This is a genomic window from Paenibacillus sp. oral taxon 786 str. D14 (assembly GCF_000159955.1).
In the GTDB taxonomy this organism is placed as follows: domain Bacteria; phylum Bacillota; class Bacilli; order Paenibacillales; family Paenibacillaceae; genus Fontibacillus; species Fontibacillus phoenicis.
In genome coordinates this window covers 26,258-45,176 of the sequence record NZ_GG695973.1, presented here as the reverse complement: position 1 = coordinate 45,176, position 18,919 = coordinate 26,258, and the positions used below count along the sequence as shown (strand labels likewise).

The following is an 18,919-nucleotide window of genomic DNA, read 5'->3' as shown; positions in this document are numbered from 1 at the left end:
GGGGAAGCAGGCATGAAAAACAAGATAACTATAGATAAGACCCGCCTTATTGCCGGGTTACGCGAACTCAGGGTTCACCCCTCCAAATCGGTGGGGGCACGGCTGTTTATGATCTTCTTTTTTGCGACCCTTGCTTTTGTATTGTGTCTTGGAAGCGTATCTTATCAGATGTCGAAAAGCACGATCAAAAATATCGCCAAGGCGTCGAACCAGCAAACCGTCAGCCAAACGGCCGAGAAGCTGGATTTGGTCCTGAAACGCTATGAAGATTCGCTGCAGCAATCGTTGTTCGGCAAAGAAATTCAGGAGCTTGTCCGTCAAGGCTCACTTGCAGGAACGGATGCCAGACAGCAAATTATCATCAAGCAGAAGCTGGTCTCTGCTTTGGGAAATTGGGCTTTTTCAAACCCCGGGGTACTGGGGGTGTACCTAATCCCCGAAAATGATTCGATGCAAAGCGTGACTACAGGGATGAAGGATGATGATTTCCTGGAGGGGGCAAAGCAGTCGGAATGGTTTAGCGAATCGCTGGATTCCGGCCGAACCCTGTGGATGCCGGACCAAGTTGCTCCCGAAGCGGGCGGGCCGACCTCCCTGTTCCGCATGGTAAAATCGCTAACCGGTTCGTTTGGAACGGGATATGTGGTCGTTGCCGACATCAAAAGCTCGATCCTTGGGGAAGAGCTGGGAAAAATCAGCCTCGGGAAAAAATCCGTCGTACAGCTTGTCACGGCCGATCAGCGATTGATCGCCACGTCCGCTCCCCAAGGAGACCGGGGATACAACCAGATCTGGAGCGCGGCGAAAACTGATCAGGAGCAGGACAGCCTGCAGGGCAAAGATGCGGAGGGGAAGGAGAGCTTGACGGTGTACAGCACCCTTGGCACCTCCGGATGGAAACTGCTAAGTGTCATTCCTGTTGGTGAATTAACCCTAGAAGCTAACAAAATCATGTTGACAACTTATTTGTCAGCATTCTTCGTAGCTATCCTCGCGATCGCCATCGGTTTTTTGATGGCAAGAACGATCGCGGGACCACTCAATAAAATGAAGAAATTGATGCAAGAAGCAGCGAAAGGCAATCTCAAGGTGCGTATGGAGAATCGAAGCCGGGATGAGATCGGCGAATTGACCGTATCTTTTAATGAAATGATGGAACAGATCACAGAGCTCGTAGACCAGACTAGCAAGACCGCGTTGGAAGTGTTGGAAACGGCAAAAGAACTAGGAGAAGCCTCACGCAAAACGGCCATTTCCGCCAGAGAGATAGCGGCATCCACCGAACAGTTCGCTACGGGAGCTGCGAATCTTGCTCGGGAAGCGGAGCGAGGCAATGAGTTGACCGAGCAAATCACAGGGCTAATGAAATATTTTGCTTCAGTGAATCGGGAAATGGGAGATTCCGCTTTGAATGTCGGGGAATCGAGCAAGCGGGGAATCGATCAGCTGGCAGAGCTGGAGGTGCAGACCGATTTGACCGGGCAAAAAACCGCGGCGCTCACGGAGCGGGTCAACGGTTTGAAAGAAACCGCCTCATTGGTGCTTGATGTCCTTGACGTCATACAAAATATTACGAAGCAAACAAATATTCTGTCTTTGAACGCCACCATTGAAGCAGCGAGAGCGGGAGTGGCAGGAAGGGGCTTTATGGTCGTGGCGGACGAAATTCGTGGACTTGCCGAGCAATCCAGGCAATCGATCGAAATGGTTGCGGGCATTGCGGACGGCATCATGAACGAAATGAACGAAACGGTCAATGCCTTGTCCGAGGTTACGCCGTTATTCGGCAAACAACGGGAGGCCGTCAAAGAAACGAATGCTATTTTCTATGACGTTCAGGAGCAAATGCAGGCGTTTATCGATCGGCTGGACTCGGTAACGGCTTCAATCGAACAGCTTGTTGTCTCGCAAGGCGTGTTGTCCGAATCGATGGGCAACGTCAGCGCCGTGGCCCAGCAATCTTCCGCGACTTCCGAAGAAGTGGCCTCACTGAGCGGAGAGCAACAGAATGTCAGTGAAATGCTTGTTCAGCTATCCAATAACTTGGAGCAGGCTTCTACAAAATTGGAACAGAAATTGGCGCTATTTAAGATATAACTCTCTTAGTTATCATAAAGTTATTGTATAATTTATTTCGTTCATTAAATTAGCACTAATATTATTGTTTATTCTGCTTCATGATGCTAATATTTTATGCGAAAGCAAAAGTTAGTTGATGAAGGGAGGTTAGTGCTACTTTTCTTTTTTTATTCTTTTATGAATACGAATCAAGGAGTGAGACTTTTGAGCAGAGTTAAAAGAGGATGCATCACCGCCCTGGCGGCGCTCTTGTCCGTGCAGTTCGCCATGCCGGCAGGCAATGTCCATGCCGTGGACAATACCGAGCGGAAAGGGTATATCGCCCAGGTTCAAACCGGTGCGCATTGGGCGCAGGCGAGCATTGACAGATGGCTGGTCTTGGGGGTGGTTCAAGGGTATCCGGACGGATCCTTTCATCCGAACGAGAAAGTGACCCGGGCAGAGCTTGCGGCCATCATCAATCGTTTGTTCGGTTACACCGACAAAGCGGAGGTTCCTTTTGCCGATATCCCCCAAGGAGCCTGGTACGGCGAGACTTTGTCGCTTGCCAAAGCGGCGGGCTATTATGAAGGGTTTCCGGGGAATCTGTCCAAAGCGACCGCTTATATATCGCGGCAGGATGCTGTCACCCTGATTTCGAAAGCGTTCTCATTAAAAAATGAAAGCGCTACAAATCCTGTTTCGTTTACGGATGCGGCCGAGATCAGCGGTTACGCGAGGGAAGCGGTAGCGGCGTTGGCCGGAGCGGTTTCCGGTTATCCGGACGGGAGCTTTGGTCCGGAACGGACCATGACGCGAGCCGAGCTCATCACGGTTATCGATCATCTGGTCGCCAAGTTTTACCGGAATCCGGGAGCGTTCTCGGACGGGGAGATTTCGGGGAATGCGATCGTTAAGCAAAGCGACGTCACCCTGAAGAACGGTACGATTGCCGGAAATCTGTATCTTGCTCCGGGCATCGGGGACGGGAACGCGGAGCTTCAAGGACTCACGGTAAAAGGAACCGCATTTGTATCGGGAGGCGGGGAGCATTCGATACAAATCGGCGATTCTACCTTATCGAAACTGATCGTCAAACGAACCGGCGGCAAAGTTCGGATCGTTTTCTCGGGGAAAACGAAAATAGTTCAAGCTTCCGTAGGCACGACGGCCGTCATGGAATTGGGGAACGAGTCCGTCATTACCGGCATGGTGATTGGCAGCGGCGCCGAAGGTACGACACTGGAAGGACAGGGCAGCGTGGACGTGATCAACGTTTTGGCCGATAACGTCATTATTAACGGTATGGCTGTAGAAAAGAACAAAAAATACACCTTGAAAAACGGCAAGTTACAGGATGAAGCTCAATTGGACACTACACCTCCGGCTATGGTACGGGAACCGGGCGGATCGGGTTCGGGCGGTTCCGGAGGCGTAGTCACCAATCCGGAAACTCCGGGAACCCGTGCTCCTTATCTGGTGGATTCCCGGGCAACCGCCGAAACCAAATCGCTGTTTGCGTTCATGAACGAAACGCGGGGCAAGGAAGTTTTGTTCGGGCACCAACACGACACGACGGTTTCCTTTGCCGGCAAGGACGATCAAGGCAAAGTCGTTTCCGATGTGAAAAATTCGGTCGGCGATTACCCGGCCGTGTTCGGTTGGGATACGCTCAGTCTGGACGGCCTGGAGAATCCGCCGGGAGTAGCGGGGGATTATGAAGCCAGCCGTATCGCATTGTCGGCGGCCATGAAGGAGGCGTACGAGCTTGGCGGTATCGTGACGCTGAGCACGCATCCTTACAATTTCGCCACAGGCGGAAGCTTCAACGACACTGGAAACACGCCGGGAGCGACGCAATCCGTCGTCACCCGCATCTTGCCCGGCGGCGACAAAAATGCCGATTTCCGGGAGTACCTGGACCGCATCGCGGCTTTCGCCACGCAATTGAAGGATGACGAAGGCAAACCGATCCCCGTTTTGTTCCGTCCGTTCCATGAGCAGAACGGCAGCTGGTTCTGGTGGGGTGCGGCCACGACGACGAAGAGCGAATATGTGGAACTGTACCGTTACACCGTGGAATACTTACGTGACGTGAAGCAGGTTCGCAACTTCTTGTATGTATTTTCGCCGAACGGACCGTTTAACGGAAACGAAAATGAGTACCTGGCGACTTACCCGGGCGACGAATTTGTGGACATTCTCGGGATGGACCAGTACGACAACAAGGACAATGCGGGAAGCGCCTCTTTCCTGAGCGGGCTGGTGAAAGATTTGAAGATGATCTCCAAGCTGGCTGACGCCAAAGGCAAAGTCGCGACCTTATCTGAATACGGTTACAGCGCCCAAGGGATGAAAACAACCGGAAATAATGACCTGAACTGGTTTACCAACGTGTTGAATGCGATCAAAAGCGATCCAGACGCGCGCAGGATTGCGTACATGCTGACCTGGGCCAATTTCGGAGAAGGCAATAATTTATTCGTTCCTTACAAGGATGTTCCGGGCAAGGGAAGCCATGAGCTTCTGGAGGACTTTATTGATTATTACAATGATCCCTATACCTCATTTGCCGGCGAACTCAAAGGGAAAAACGTATATAACCGCACTGTCGCAACGGCATCGGGCAAACCGTTCATGCACATCGTCACGCCGACGAACATCGGCACGGTTAGCGAAGTACCGTTCATCATCCGGGCGAAAGTGCTGAATACGATGCCTTCCAAGGTGACCTACAGCATCGGTCAAACAGGGGAAGAAATCGAAATGAAGCTGGATGCGGACGGTTATTATTCGGCGGCTTGGCTTCCCGAAGCGGCGCTGAACGGGAAATCGGCGGAGATTACGGTCCGTGCGCATCAACCGGGCAAAGCCGCGCTCGTTCAAACGATCTCCGTGTTTGTTAAGGTAAGGGAGCTGCCGGTCAAGCAGATTACTTTTGACACGGCGGACAGCCTCGGGCTGGTCCAAAATAACGGAGCATGGCCCGATACGATCAAAATGAATTTGACGCACGGTGTGCTGGACGGAGACGGGAAGCTTGAGCTTCAAGTTTCCGAAGGCCTTTCCGCCGGGGATTCCTGACAGGAGCTGAAGCTTCAATTGACGGACAAAGCTTTATCGGACGTCGACCTTTCCCGGATCGGGCGTTTGAAACTGTCGGCGCTCATTCCGGCGTCGCTCGCCGGTCAAGGAGCGGCGATTCAAGCTATCGCCATGTATCCAGAGGATTGGGACCGTAAATACGGGATGGATGCCACCAAAAAAACGCTAACCGATTTGGAACAGGTGACCGTGGACGGCAAAACCTACTATAAATATGATGCCGTTATTGAACTGGACGATGTCCAGGCGGCTGCAGACGCAACGGGTCTGGCGGTTTCCCTGGTGGGAAGCTATCTTTCGCAGGGCGGCAGCGAATCGATCTATGTGGACGATCTCGGATTGTTCAGTGCCTATACGGCACCGGTTCTAGATACCTCCCTTGTGGATGATTTCGAATCCTACGGGGGTTCGGACGATGCGGTAACCGCTAAGTATCCGAAGGCGGGAGGAGACGATGTGAGCGTTGGTTTGAGTAAGGATCATAAATTCTCCGGCGATTACGGTATGAAGCTCCAATATGCCATCGATACTGCGGGATATACCGGGGTGGGCAAAAGCCTCGGCACCGTGGACTGGTCGGATACGAACGCGCTTCATGTATGGATCGGAACCGGCGACACCGGCGCTTATGCGAAGGATGGCCGGCCGCTTAAGCTGGTGATCCAAATCAACATGAACGGGACCGCCTATGAGGCTTATCCGCAGTTGGAAGCTTCCCAATCCTACGATCTGACGATTCCGTTCAGCGAATTCGTCGTCGCGCCTTGGAGCTCGGGAGGACCCGTATCCAAGGAAAGCCTGAAAAAAGTGACGAGCTTCAATCTTTACGTGAATGCTATGGATCAAGGAGAACATAGCGGTGTCCTTTACTTTGACGACATCCGGGCGGTGAAGGATGCCGGCATTCCGGAAGTTCCGGATCACGGCGGGGAGCAACCAGGAACGCCTCCCGGCGTATTGTACAAATTCGAATCTGCGGCGGATATTGCCGGATGGAGATTAGAAAACAGTACGACGCAAGCGAAGGACCCGGAATTTGATTCGGGCGAAGGAGCGCTCAGCGTTGAGTTTCCTTTGACGAATACGGGGATAGAAGCTTTCGAACTCGTAACCTCCCCTTCCAATCTGGATTTGCAAGGTTTGGACAGTATCACGGCACGGATCAAATTAAGTAGCGGTTCGGCAAAAGCCCGGCTGTTCATGAAGAGCGGTTCGGGCTGGGCTTGGTCGGACAGCGGATCGCCTCTTCCCGTAGACGCCAACGGATTTACGACGCTGGCTATTTCCTTGACGGAGGCGGCTAAATCGGCAGGCGTCGATCTAAAGGATATCAAGGCGATCGGCGTTAAAATCGAGGAAATCGGGAATGACGGCGGGACCGCGAAGCTGCTCTTAAAGGACGTGACTTTGAACGGCGCCGAACCCGCATTCCGCTTCGGCTTTGATCAGGATGCGGAAGGGTGGACGAAGGAAGGCGGGAATGTGACCGTTACCCAAGGGGTGTATTCGGAAAACGGGCAGACCTGGACCGTTTTGAAGAACGACCTATCCTGGCAAAATAACGACGAATATATAGCTGTCAGCAAAGTAGGGGCTATCGACTTCAGTGCTTTTGACGGCATCGAGGCGAAAGTGAAGATCGTTTCCGATATTCCGAACGTTCAGGCGAAGCTGTTTATCAAACTGCGGAACTACGCCATCTGGGTTGACTCGGGTGCGATGAACGCGGACGGTGCGGGATTTGCGACCTTAAGCATTGATTTTTCAAGCATGAGTCCTTATATCGGCGATCCTAACGAACCTCCGTTCTCGGCGGAGGACCTGAAGAAAGGGAACGAGGTGGGCATTCAAGTCGTAACTCCATCCGGCACGGTGGGAAACGCAACCGTTTATATTGATGAAGTTAAGGCCTATAAAAACTGAATAATTCTTGAAGAAAACAGGGGTATTTCCTTCATTGTTCATGTTGAAGGATTACTCCTGTTTTTTTTTGCAGTAACAATGTTATAATGTGAGGAATTAAGCATCTTGGTTCATTTCGAACCAATCGGAAGGTTTGGAGAGGAATTTTCATGGGCAAAAAAATCACCATGCAGCATGTGGCAGATGCGGCGGGGGTATCGAAATATGTCGTTTCAAAATCGCTCTCGGGTAAGGGAGGCGTAAATCCAGCAACACGAGAAAGGGTTCTTCAAGTAGCCGCCAAGCTGGGTTACCGCTTTCACGCGCGTCCCACGAACGTGAGTCAGGGTACTGTGGAGGCAATCGGAAAGACAAGAAAGTCGACAGTCGTAGTACTGTTACCGAATATTCGTTATCAGCTTCGTGATTCTGTTTATTGGGGCCGGATCGTCGATGGAATAACGCAAGAGCTTCAAATGAACGGATCTAGAGCAGTTGTGATTACCGATCAGACGGCGGATAGCTTTTTATCGCTTGTTGATGAGGATAATATTCAAGGATTTATCGGCGTCGGACAAGTTAGTACCCAAGTTCTTCAGGAGGCAGGGAAGCTTGAAGTTCCTATCGTATTGATCGATCACCGGGAGCCTCTAGTTAAATCCAGCGAACTGTTCGCGAATAATCGGGAATGTGTCTATCACTTAACAAATCATTTGCTGTCCTTGGGGCACAGATTTATTTATTTTGTGGGAAATATAGATTATTCTTTCAGCTTTCTTAGCCGTTGGAATGGTTATAAAGATGCAATGGAGGAGGCAGGACTTCCGGTATCCAAGCACCACCCGTTGAGTTGTCTTGAAGGAGAAAACCGCGTGGAGCATACGGAACAGATCCGGGCCATTCTTGAATCTTGGAAAGGCCGGAATGATTTTCCGACTGCACTTGTTTGCGCTAATGATGCGATTGCGATTTGCGCGATTAATGCGTTAAAGTCGTTGAATGTTAGAATTCCCCAAGAAGTGTCAATTACGGGGTTTGATAATATTGAGGACGCATTTTTTACCGAGCCCGCGCTTACGACGGTCAACGTGGAAAAAGAACTGATGGGCAGAAGGGCTGTACAGGTTTTATTTAATCATATGACTCATACTAATTTCCCGAGAGAAACGCTTTATATGTCCGGATCGATCGTTTATCGCGATTCTAGTGGGCAAGCGCCACAGAAGGGTATCACGACGGAATAAACCCTTTTGATTAACGCGCATTGCTGCCCGCCCCTTCAACTGCTATAATAAATTGATTGCATTACTTCGATGATTTGTGGTGGGGGTAAGGATGACAGATATTAGGGCTAGACAAGCGAAAATTCGCAATTTCTGTATTATTGCACATATAGACCATGGCAAATCGACTTTGGCCGACCGGATTCTGGAGTATACCGGGGCGCTGACCTCCCGGGAAATGCAGGATCAGGTTCTTGACCAGATGGACTTGGAACGGGAGCGCGGAATTACGATCAAGCTTCAGGCGGTCCGCCTGAACTACCGTGCTGACGACGGCGAGGAGTATGTGCTGAACCTCATCGATACTCCAGGGCACGTCGACTTCACCTATGAGGTTTCCCGCAGCTTGGCGGCTTGCGAAGGCGCATTGCTGGTCGTGGACGCAGCCCAGGGGATTGAGGCGCAGACGTTGGCCAACGTTTATCTGGCGCTGGATAACAACCTGGAGATTTTGCCGGTCATCAACAAAATCGACTTGCCGAGCGCAGATCCTGACCGGGTAAAGCAGGAGATTGAAGATGTCATCGGCCTGGATGCCAGCGAAGCGGTGCATGCTTCCGCCAAGGCCGGAATCGGGATTAAGGAGATTTTGGAACAGGTCGTTCAGAAGGTGCCGGCACCGACGGGAGATCCGGATAAACCGCTGAAGGCGCTGATCTTCGACTCCCACTATGACCCTTACAAAGGCGTTATCGTTTATGTGCGTGTCATTGATGGCAAAATCAAAGCCGGTTCGAAAATCAAAATGATGGCGACGGACAAAACCTTTGAGGTCATCGAAGTCGGCGCGTTCAAACCGCGGATGACGATTGTGGACGAGCTTAATGTCGGTGATGTTGGCTTTATCGTCGCCGGGATCAAGACGGTGGGCGATACCCGCGTCGGGGATACGGTGACGGATGCGAAGAATCCGACTCCAGAGCCGTTGCCGGGTTACCGGAAGATCAACCCGATGGTGTACTGCGGCTTGTACCCGATCGAAACGTCGGATTACAACGACCTGCGTGAAGCGCTGGAGAAGCTGCAGCTGAACGACGCTTCGCTGAGCTTCGAACCTGAAACTTCAAGCGCGCTGGGCTTCGGCTTCCGCTGCGGTTTCTTGGGACTGCTGCACATGGACGTGATCCAGGAGCGGATTGAACGGGAATTTAACATTCCGCTGATTACGACGGCGCCAAGCGTTATTTACAAAGTCACGCTGACGAACGGGGAGACGATTTCCATCGACAACCCGTCGAACTATCCGGAAGTCGGCAAAATCGACTATGTCGAGGAGCCTTATGTCAAAGCTTCGATTATCGTGCCGAACGATTATGTGGGAACCGTGATGGAGCTGTGCCAAAGCAAACGCGGCGAGTTCGTCAATATGGAATACCTCGACACGACGCGCGTGACGATTACGTACCAGGTTCCGTTGTCGGAGATTGTATACGACTTCTTTGATCAGTTAAAATCGAGCACCAAAGGCTATGCTTCGTTTGATTACGAGCTGTCCGGCTACCGCAGATCCAATCTCGTGAAGATGGATATCCTGCTGAACGGCGAGCAGGTGGACGCCTTGTCCTTTATCGTGCACCGCGATCGCGCATATCACCGCGGCCGGATCATCTGCGAGAAGCTGCGCGAGCTGATTCCGCGCCAAATGTTCGAGGTACCGATTCAGGCTTCGATCGGAACGAAGGTCATCGCCCGCGAAACCGTCAAGGCGATGCGCAAGAACGTCCTTGCCAAGTGTTACGGCGGCGACATCTCGCGGAAACGGAAATTGCTGGAGAAGCAAAAGGAAGGCAAGAAGCGGATGAAGCAGGTCGGCAGTGTCGAGGTGCCGCAGGAAGCGTTCATGGCGGTGCTGAAGATCGACGACAATTAAGAAGCAGGTTGGTTGACGAAGGAAAGCCGTCAGGCTTTCCTTTCTACTATTATTTAAGAGAAACTTGGAGGAGGGCATGACCATGGACCAAACGATGAAGCATCCGGGGCAGGGAATGCCGATCCAAAACCCTGCGGCAAGCGGCGTGACATCATCCGGACCATCCGGCGCACCGCATGCGGTATATATTCATATCCCGTTTTGCACCAACAAGTGCTTCTATTGTGATTTCAACTCCTACGTATTAAAAGATCAACCGGTGATGGACTATCTGCGCGCCTTGGATCGGGAGATGGAGCTGACGGTCCAGCAAACTCCGCCGGGCGAAATCCGCAGCATCTTTGTGGGCGGCGGGACGCCTACCGTGCTGACTCCGCAGGAGATGGAGTTTTTCCTGGCATCAGTCAGACGTCATTTCCCGTATTGGGCCAGCGATATCGAATTTACGATGGAAGCGAACCCGGGCACGACGGACCGCGACAAGTTGACCGTCATGAAAGACGGCGGCGTCAACCGGGTCAGCTTTGGCGTGCAGGCATTCCAGAATGAGCTTCTGAGCGGCATTGGCCGGATCCATAACACCGATGATGTCTACCGGAGCTTGGAGAATGCTAGAGCTGTTGGGCTAGATAATCTGTCCATCGATTTGATGTTTGGTCTGCCCAACCAAACGGTTGAGATGCTGGACTACAGCGTCTCACGGGCATTGGAGCTTGGGCTGCCGCATTATTCGATTTACAGCCTGAAGGTTGAGGAGAACACGTTGTTCCATACGTTGTACCACAAAAATCAGCTCCCGCTTCCAAGCGAAGAGGAGGAACTGAACATGTACCTGCTGTTAATGGAGCGAATGGAACAAGCCGGTTACAAGCAATACGAGATCAGCAATTTTGCCAAACCCGGCTTCGCCAGCCGGCACAACATCACGTACTGGAAGAACGAGGATTATTACGGTTTGGGCGCCGGCGCCCACGGGTATGTCGGCCGCACGCGTCACGTGAACATTAAGGGCGTGAACCCTTATGTGGAAGCGGCGAAGACAGGATTGCCTCGCTTGGAGCAATTTGGCGTGTCCCGGGAAGAGGCGATGGAGGACTTCGTTATGGTTGGACTTCGGATGCTGAACGGCATCCGTAAGGCGGATTTCCGGAGACAATTTGGCGAAGAGCTGGACGATGTATTTGCCCGGCAGCTTACGAAGATGTTAAGCGCCGGCCTGTTGGAGCCTCATAGCGACGGTGAAGGCTATCGGCTCAGCAAGCAAGGCGTGTTGTTCGGAAACGAAGTGTTTGCCGAATTTATCGGCGTCTTAACGGATTAGTGACTTATCCAACAAGCAGCTTGCGCTTCTTTAATGAAGTAGCAAAGCTGCTTTTTTACATGTCGCTGAATATACTTGGAAAAATGACATGGCCATGAAACATTTCTCTTGAAGTTTTATACCGTATAATGTATATTTATTCATATTATTTGTGATCGAGGGGGAATCAGCATGCCAGCGGTAGCCGTGTGCAGACAGGCGAATTTAGCGGATGTCGAGCCATTATATAACATCATTGAAGGGTATGCCCGGCGAGGCATTATGCTGCCGCGTTCACGGGCGGTGTTGGAGCGTCAGATCCAGGATTTCGTCGTGGCGGAAGTGGATGGCGAGGTCGTCGGCTGCGGTTCGCTGTGCAAGCTGGGGGAGGAACTGGTTGAAATCCGTTCCCTTGGGATCGCCGAAGGCCACAAGGGGAAGGGGCTTGGTTCCATGCTGGTCGAGCAACTGGTGGAAGAGGCCCGGAGACAAGCGATCCCCAAAGTGATGGCGCTCACCTATGAGGTTTCCTTTTTTATTAAAAATGGCTTTACAGTCGTGAATAAAGAGATCTTTCCGGAGAAAGTATGGACCGACTGCGTCAATTGTGCAAAGCAGCATTGCTGCGATGAAATCGCCGTTCTCAAGATACTGGACTGACTTGACAATCGTCAGGTCGGTTTGGTATTTTTGTATTAGTGATTAGCACTCTATGACATTGAGTGCTAACGATTCGGAAAAATCGAGTTTATCCGGGAGGGATTGCCATGTTGACGGAACGCCAAAGAATGATATTGACCGCTATTGTTGATGACTATATTCGCTCGGCGGAGCCTGTGGGATCCCGAAGCATTTCGAAACGGGGCGATGTCGGGTACAGTCCGGCAACGATCCGGAACGAAATGGCCGACTTGGAAGAGCTCGGTTTTTTGGAGCAGCCGCATACGTCGGCGGGGCGGATTCCTTCTCATAAAGGCTACCGCTACTATGTGGATCACCTGACGCCGTTGAACTTACTATCGAATGAAGAAGTAACGACGTTAAAAGCATTCTTCGCAGAAAAGCTAAACGAAACTGAACAAGTGATTCAACATGCTGGGACCATTCTATCCCAAATGACCAATTACACTTCCATCCTGCTGGGGCCGGAAGTTTTTCATACGTCTTTGCGTCACTTCCAGCTATTGCCGTTAAACGAAACGAAGGCGGTGGCGATCGTCGTGACGAATACAGGACAAGTGGAGAACAAGACCGTCGCGATTCCGCCGGACGTATCCGTATCCGAAATGGAGCGGGTGGTCAACCTGTTGAACCGCAAACTTGCTGGGGTGCCGATCTATAAGCTCAAGACTGCCTTGTATAACGAGATTGCTCAAGAGATGCAGCGGCATATTGAGCATTTTGAAGATCTGATGAAGGTGCTGGATCAAGCGCTTGACCCGGGCACAGAGGGGCAACGCCTCTTCCTGAGCGGGGCGACGAACATGCTGACACAGCCGGAATTCCGCGATGTCGAGAAGGTCAAAGGGATTCTGGATGTACTGGAAGAGACCCCAACCTTGACGAAAATGATCTCTTCCGCATCCGGGTCTGGCATTCAAGTGCGAATCGGCACCGAAAACGGGCATGAAGCCTTTGCCAACTGCAGCCTCATCACGGCAACCTATCAAGTCGAAGGCGAAGCGGTTGGTACGATCGGCATTTTGGGACCTACACGGATGGAATATGCCCGAGTGATCCGGATTTTGGAAATTTTGTCGAAGGACCTAAGCAATTTTCTGAGCCGGATGCAATAACATGCATGATCTGCGGGTCTAGCTGCATGTTAAGGAGGTGAGCATCTTGAAGGAATCACAGCCGATTCAGGACAACAATCACACTGTAGAGGAAGAAACGAATATGAACGATAACGTGAAAGAGGACTTGCAAAACACCCCGGAATCCGAAGAGAGGCAGGATGAAGTAGCGGCTCAAGAGCCGCAGGATACTCAGGACGCTGCCGGTGGAGAGGGTGCAGCTGAGGCTGTCAACGAAGCGAATAACGCAGATGTGACTGCGGAGCTGGAGAAGCTGCGTGCGGAGAACGAGGAATTTCAGCAGCGCTTGCTGCGTGCTCAGGCGGATTTCGATAATTTCCGGCGCCGTACGGTGAAGGAAAAGGAAGAACTGGGCAAATACGCATCCGCCAAGCTGATTACCGAGCTGCTTCCGGTGATTGACAACTTTGAACGGGCGCTTAACACAACCGGAGACATCTCGGACGCCGCCTCATATGTCAAAGGGGTGGAAATGATCTTCCGCCAACTGGAAGGCGTCTTGAAGGCGGAAGGCCTCACTCCGATGGAAGCGGAGGGCCAGCCGTTTAATCCTGAATTCCATCAGGCGATTATGCAGGTGGAATCCGAGGAGCATGAAGAGGGCATCGTCGTGGAAGTTGTGCAGAAAGGCTATATGCTGAAAGATAAGGTGCTGCGCCCGGCGATGGTCAAAGTCAGCGGCTAATATAGCAGCTAACAACGAATCCAAAAGACGATTCAACCTATTAAGGAGGACATAACGTAATGAGCAAAGTAATCGGTATTGACCTTGGTACAACGAACTCCTGCGTTGCGGTGATGGAGGGCGGCGAAGCGGTCGTCATTCCTAACCCGGAAGGTGCGCGCACAACCCCTTCCGTCGTAGGTTTTAAGAAAGACGGCGAACGGATCGTCGGCGAAACGGCGAAACGCCAAGCGATCACCAATCCGGATCGGACGATCATTTCGATCAAACGTCATATGGGGACGAACCATAAAGAAGTCATCGACGGCAAAGAATATACGCCGCAAGAAATTTCTGCGATCATTTTGCAGAAGCTGAAAGCTGACGCCGAAGCGTATTTGGGACAACCGGTCACCCAAGCGGTTATCACGGTTCCGGCATATTTTAACGATAGTCAGCGTCAAGCGACGAAGGATGCCGGGAAAATCGCCGGTTTGGAAGTATTGCGGATCGTGAACGAACCAACGGCAGCTGCACTGGCTTACGGTCTGGATAAAGCTGAAGATCAAACGATTCTCGTATATGACCTTGGCGGCGGTACCTTTGACGTATCGATCCTCGAGCTGGGCGACGGCTTCTTCGAAGTTAAAGCGACCAGCGGGGACAACCATCTGGGCGGCGACGACTTCGACCAGAAGATCATCGACTACCTCGTTGCCGAGTTCAAGAAAGATCAAGGCATTGACTTGAGCAAGGACAAAGCAGCGGTACAACGTTTGAAAGATGCCGCGGAAAAAGCGAAAAAAGAACTGTCCGGCGTGCTGACGACGACGATTTCTCTGCCATTCATCACGGTAGTTGACGGCGTGCCGCAACACCTTGAAGTGAACCTGACCCGCGCGAAATTCGAAGAGTTGACTGCGGATCTTGTTGAACGCACCCTTGGACCAACTCGCCGTGCTTTGAGCGATGCTGGCCTTACTCCGGCTGACATCGATAAAGTCGTGCTTGTCGGTGGTTCTACGCGGATTCCTGCCGTACAAGAAGCGATCAAGAAACTGACGGGCAAAGAGCCGCATAAAGGCGTAAACCCGGACGAAGTCGTTGCGCTTGGTGCTGCGGTGCAAGCCGGCGTATTGACTGGCGATGTCAAAGACGTTGTCCTGCTTGACGTTACTCCGCTTTCGCTGGGGATCGAAACGGCTGGCGGCGTATTCACGAAGATGATCGAACGGAATACAACGATTCCGACGAGCAAGTCGCAAATCTTCTCGACCTTCGCCGATAATCAGTCAAGCGTTGAGATCCACGTCCTGCAAGGGGAACGGGAAATGGCAGCCGGCAACAAAACGTTGGGCCGCTTTATCCTGGGTGATATTCCGCCTGCACCACGCGGGGTACCGCAAATCGAAGTTACCTTCGACATTGACGCGAACGGGATTGTTAACGTATCGGCAACCGATAAAGGGACCGGTAAGAGCCAAAAAATCACGATTACTTCCTCCAGCGGCTTGAGCGATGAAGAAATCGAACGGATGATGAAGGACGCCGAGCTGCATGCGGAAGAAGATAAAAAACGCAAAGCGCTGGTTGAAGCGAAAAACAACGCTGACCAACTGATCTACAACGTTGACAAAACGTTGAAAGATCTGGGCGACAAAGTTGACGCAGCTGAAGTTGAGAAAGCAAACGCCGCTAAAGAAGAGCTGAAGAAAGTGCTGGAAAGCGACAATCTGGAGCAAATCAAAGCGGCATCGGAGAAATTGACCGAGGTTGTTCAGCAGTTGTCCGTGAAGCTGTATGAGCAAGCTTCGCAAGCGGCGGGTGCGCAAGGCAACGCTGAAGCTGCCGGCGGCCAAAACCGCGATAACGTCGTTGACGCTGACTACGAAGTGGTTGACGAAGATAAGAAATAAAGCTAAGATGGCTCACAGAGCAGTTTGAGTCTGGTGAATAGACTTTGGCATCCGGGAAGGTCAAAGTGCGGGCTGCTACCGCACTTTGACTTTCCTTTTGCTGATAAGGGTTATTGAATAGATTTACTTCGTGATTAAAAGATGACCGATGGGGGTGGAAGGATGGCAGAGAAGCGCGATTACTACGAGGTGCTGGGCCTCAGTAAAAACGCAACTGAAGACGAAATCAAAAAAGCTTACCGCAAGCTGGCCCGGCAATATCACCCGGACGTCAATAAAGCGGCGGATGCGGAAGCGAAATTCAAAGAAGTCAAGGAAGCCTATGACGTCTTAAGTGATCCAGCGAAACGGTCGCGTTATGACCAATATGGCCATATGGATCCGAATCAGGGGATGGGCGGCGGCTTCTCTGACGCGGATTTTGGCGGCTTCGGGGATATCTTCGATATGTTCTTCGGCGGCGGCAGCCGGCGTGATCCGAATGCGCCGCAGCGCGGTAACGATTTGCAATACACGATGACGATCGAATTTAAGGAAGCGGTGTTCGGGAAAGAAACGGACATCACCATTCCGCGTACTGAAAGCTGCGATACCTGCTTTGGAACGGGAGCGAAACCAGGGACCAAACCGGTCACCTGTTCCGTGTGCCATGGCACCGGGCAACAGGAAGTCGTTCAAAATACACCGTTTGGCCGTATGGTGAACCGGCGTACTTGTACGAACTGCGGCGGAAGAGGGCAAATCATCAAGGAGAAATGTCCGACCTGCGCAGGCAGCGGCAAGGTAAAGAAGCAGCGTAAAATTCATGTCCGCATTCCGGCAGGGGTTGACGATGGAGCTCAACTGCGGATGTCCGGTGAAGGTGAAAGCGGGTTGCGCGGCGGTCCAGCCGGCGATTTGTACATCGTGATCCGCGTGAAACCGCATGATTTCTTCTACCGCGAGGGCGACGATATCTATTGTGAGGTTCCGTTGACGTTCGCCCAAGCTGCGCTGGGGGATGAAATCGAAATTCCTACGCTGACAGAGAAAGTGAAGCTGAAAATTCCGGCAGGAACGCAAACCGGAACCTACTTCCGCTTGAAAGGGAAAGGGGTGCCGCGCCTGCGTGGAATCGGTCAAGGCGACCAGCATGTTAAAGTGGTCGTTGTGACGCCAAGCAAGCTCAGCGAAGAGCAGAAGGAGCTGCTGCGCCAATTTGCTTCGTTGGACGGCGAGCAGACGCATGAGCATGAGCAATCGTTTTTTGACCGAATGAAACGGGCGTTTCGCGGAGACTAATCGCTCCAACATAAAAGCGCGAGCTAAGGAGAAATAATTCCCTAGTTCGCGCTTTTGTTTTTGTATTGAAAAATCAACCTTCCGTCCGAATCTCCGCCAAGATTTCATCCTCCAGCATCAGCCGGATATCTTCCCGGAAGACCCGCATTCCGTATTCCCGATGTACGTACACCATGATCGCCTCCATGATGTTCGATTCAACGATATACCAACTGCGGCCGTTCACCCATACTTCACCGGTATAGCCGGTATCCTCGTCCCAGCTGAGCTCGACCGTCACATCGGTGGGGCGGACGCCCCTCCGTTCGGCCGTATGCAGGCAAATCGCGTTAATAATTTCGTCCATACCGAGGATCATGGCTTAATAACGGCCTCCGTTGCGATAATCGTCGTGGCGCGGCTGCTTTTTGAATCGGCGGTACAGAGCCATTGCGGCGGCAATGATCACATAGATTGCCAGCAGATTTACGGCTAATCCCAGCAGATTGCCGAAGAAGCCCATGCTGCTAAATAAGCCGCCGAACAGCAGACCCGCAAGCCCGCCGATCATCATGCCGCGCATAAAGCTGCCGCCGCTAAAGAATCCGCGGTTTGTTGTCGGAGTTCCCGTTTGGGTTCCGGTGCGATTGCCCGTCGTATTCTGATATTCGCTTTGCGACGGCTTCTTCGGGGTTGGATTGTACGACCGAGGGCCGGATTTGAATCCGCCGCGTCTGGCGTCAGCAAAGTCAGGGGCGGTGAAGGTGAAGAAGACGGTGAAGACCATCATCAGAAGCATTATTCTTTTTAACATCGTCTATAAACTCCTCCTATGATTGTAAGATAAGTATGTTCGCTTCCCCATCGAGTAATACGGACAAGCCAAGGAAACGTTTCAAATTTAAATCAATTCAGGTCGGTAAACGAACAAAATTTGTATAAAGCCATGGCCAAAATTACATCCTACCGAATAATGGGCTGCGAGCGTGCAGCTTCATTGAAGTGTAAAACGAAAGGCAGGGAGGAAGGATGGCTGAAAAGAACATTTTGGCCTATTTCAAAAGCCCGGAACAGGCCGAAGGGGTTGCCCGCAAATTAAATGCGCTGCGGGTGGAAGAGATATCGATTGATCGATTCAGCCGTTATGCCGGCGAGGGCTACAATCCGATGAACCCGGTGACGGGAAGCATCTCCAGCCTGGCGGCTGTCACCCAGGATGCGTCGATGACCAACCAATCAGCGGGGATATTGGCAGCAGCGGATCCGGCAGCCAGCGGACTTAGCCATGGGGGACAAGGCGGGCCGACCGGCCATGATATTTTACTGACCGCTGTCGTTGACGAATCGATTCATCATCAGGCGCTGCGCATCATTGAAGAAGCGGGCGGCTTGATTTAATCGTTAAGAAGGATGACTCCAATCATGCCAATCGGAGAATACTCGGAGAATACATGGAAAGGAGCTGAAGCGAGAGATGAGTCAAAGCCAGGAGGATCGGCGAACCAAGCGGATCTCTGCCAAAGGAAAAAATCTGCCGATCGTACATTACACGGATGTGGAGTTTTCCGAAGAGAGGGCTGATCAAGAGGATTGGGAAGCGCTGGAGCGCAGCGAACGGGCGGACGCACGCCAGCAGGGACAATACAAGCTGTAATCGTAAGCAGCAGACGGGGGACCCGAATGGTTCCCTGTTTTGTTTTGTCACGTTCCTGAATCTATAGTACAATTAATTTTATGCATGTAA

Annotated in this window: 15 protein-coding genes; 13 read left to right on the top strand and 2 right to left on the bottom strand. The window is 51.9% G+C overall.

From position 1 onward, the window contains the following. Positions 1-12: 12 nt before the first annotated feature. From POTG_RS07020 to dnaJ, 11 genes are all read left to right on the top strand, one after another. Positions 13-2,097, top strand: a complete 2,085-nt coding sequence (locus tag POTG_RS07020) for a methyl-accepting chemotaxis protein (RefSeq protein WP_083791434.1) — start codon at positions 13-15, stop codon at positions 2,095-2,097. Between the two features lie 186 nt (positions 2,098-2,283). Beyond that, complete coding sequence (locus POTG_RS22690) at positions 2,284-5,142, top strand: glycosyl hydrolase (RefSeq protein WP_009224128.1); 2,859 nt, start codon at positions 2,284-2,286, stop codon at positions 5,140-5,142. Positions 5,143-5,160: 18 nt separating this feature from the next. Continuing rightward, positions 5,161-7,086, top strand: coding sequence for a CIA30 family protein (locus POTG_RS22685; protein ID WP_009224127.1), 1,926 nt, complete (start codon positions 5,161-5,163; stop codon positions 7,084-7,086). A 149-nt stretch (positions 7,087-7,235) separates the two neighbouring features. Then, positions 7,236-8,309: a LacI family DNA-binding transcriptional regulator gene (locus POTG_RS07010; protein WP_009224126.1), complete on the top strand. Its 1,074-nt coding sequence runs from the start codon at positions 7,236-7,238 to the stop codon at positions 8,307-8,309. A gap of 91 nt (positions 8,310-8,400) precedes the next feature. Beyond that, a complete protein-coding gene (lepA, locus tag POTG_RS07005; protein WP_009224125.1) occupies positions 8,401-10,218 on the top strand; it encodes a translation elongation factor 4 in 1,818 nt (605 codons plus the stop codon). Between the two features lie 115 nt (positions 10,219-10,333). Beyond that, positions 10,334-11,539 carry a radical SAM family heme chaperone HemW gene (gene hemW / locus POTG_RS07000; protein WP_050769723.1) on the top strand — a complete coding sequence of 402 codons (1,206 nt, stop codon included), beginning with the start codon at positions 10,334-10,336 and terminating at the stop codon, positions 11,537-11,539. Between the two features lie 171 nt (positions 11,540-11,710). Beyond that, positions 11,711-12,178: an N-acetyltransferase gene (locus tag POTG_RS06995; RefSeq protein ID WP_009224123.1), complete on the top strand. Its 468-nt coding sequence runs from the start codon at positions 11,711-11,713 to the stop codon at positions 12,176-12,178. Positions 12,179-12,285: 107 nt separating this feature from the next. Next, positions 12,286-13,314 carry a heat-inducible transcriptional repressor HrcA gene (gene hrcA / locus POTG_RS06990; protein WP_009224122.1) on the top strand — a complete coding sequence of 343 codons (1,029 nt, stop codon included), beginning with the start codon at positions 12,286-12,288 and terminating at the stop codon, positions 13,312-13,314. Between the two features lie 103 nt (positions 13,315-13,417). Further along, complete coding sequence (gene grpE / locus POTG_RS06985; protein ID WP_050769722.1) at positions 13,418-14,020, top strand: nucleotide exchange factor GrpE; 603 nt, start codon at positions 13,418-13,420, stop codon at positions 14,018-14,020. A gap of 59 nt (positions 14,021-14,079) precedes the next feature. Further along, entirely contained in the window at positions 14,080-15,915 is a 1,836-nt protein-coding gene (gene dnaK, locus POTG_RS06980) for a molecular chaperone DnaK (protein ID WP_009224120.1), read from the top strand. A gap of 162 nt (positions 15,916-16,077) precedes the next feature. Then, positions 16,078-17,196, top strand: coding sequence for a molecular chaperone DnaJ (gene dnaJ / locus POTG_RS06975; RefSeq protein WP_009224119.1), 1,119 nt, complete (start codon positions 16,078-16,080; stop codon positions 17,194-17,196). 73 nt (positions 17,197-17,269) lie between these two features. Here the strand turns inward: dnaJ and POTG_RS06970 are convergent, their stop codons facing one another. Beyond that, positions 17,270-17,554, bottom strand: coding sequence for a YxcD family protein (locus POTG_RS06970; protein ID WP_009224118.1), 285 nt, complete (start codon positions 17,552-17,554; stop codon positions 17,270-17,272). 3 nt (positions 17,555-17,557) lie between these two features. After that, positions 17,558-17,989 (bottom strand): hypothetical protein, encoded by a 432-nt coding sequence (locus POTG_RS06965; protein ID WP_009224117.1) that lies wholly within the window; start codon positions 17,987-17,989, stop codon positions 17,558-17,560. Positions 17,990-18,204: 215 nt separating this feature from the next. Between POTG_RS06965 and POTG_RS06960 the strand changes: the two genes are divergently transcribed. Both POTG_RS06960 and POTG_RS06955 read left to right on the top strand, forming a co-directional pair. Next, a complete protein-coding gene (locus POTG_RS06960; RefSeq protein ID WP_009224116.1) occupies positions 18,205-18,573 on the top strand; it encodes a hypothetical protein in 369 nt (122 codons plus the stop codon). A 76-nt stretch (positions 18,574-18,649) separates the two neighbouring features. Further along, positions 18,650-18,829 (top strand): YfhD family protein, encoded by a 180-nt coding sequence (locus POTG_RS06955; RefSeq protein ID WP_009224115.1) that lies wholly within the window; start codon positions 18,650-18,652, stop codon positions 18,827-18,829. Positions 18,830-18,919: the final 90 nt, after the last annotated feature.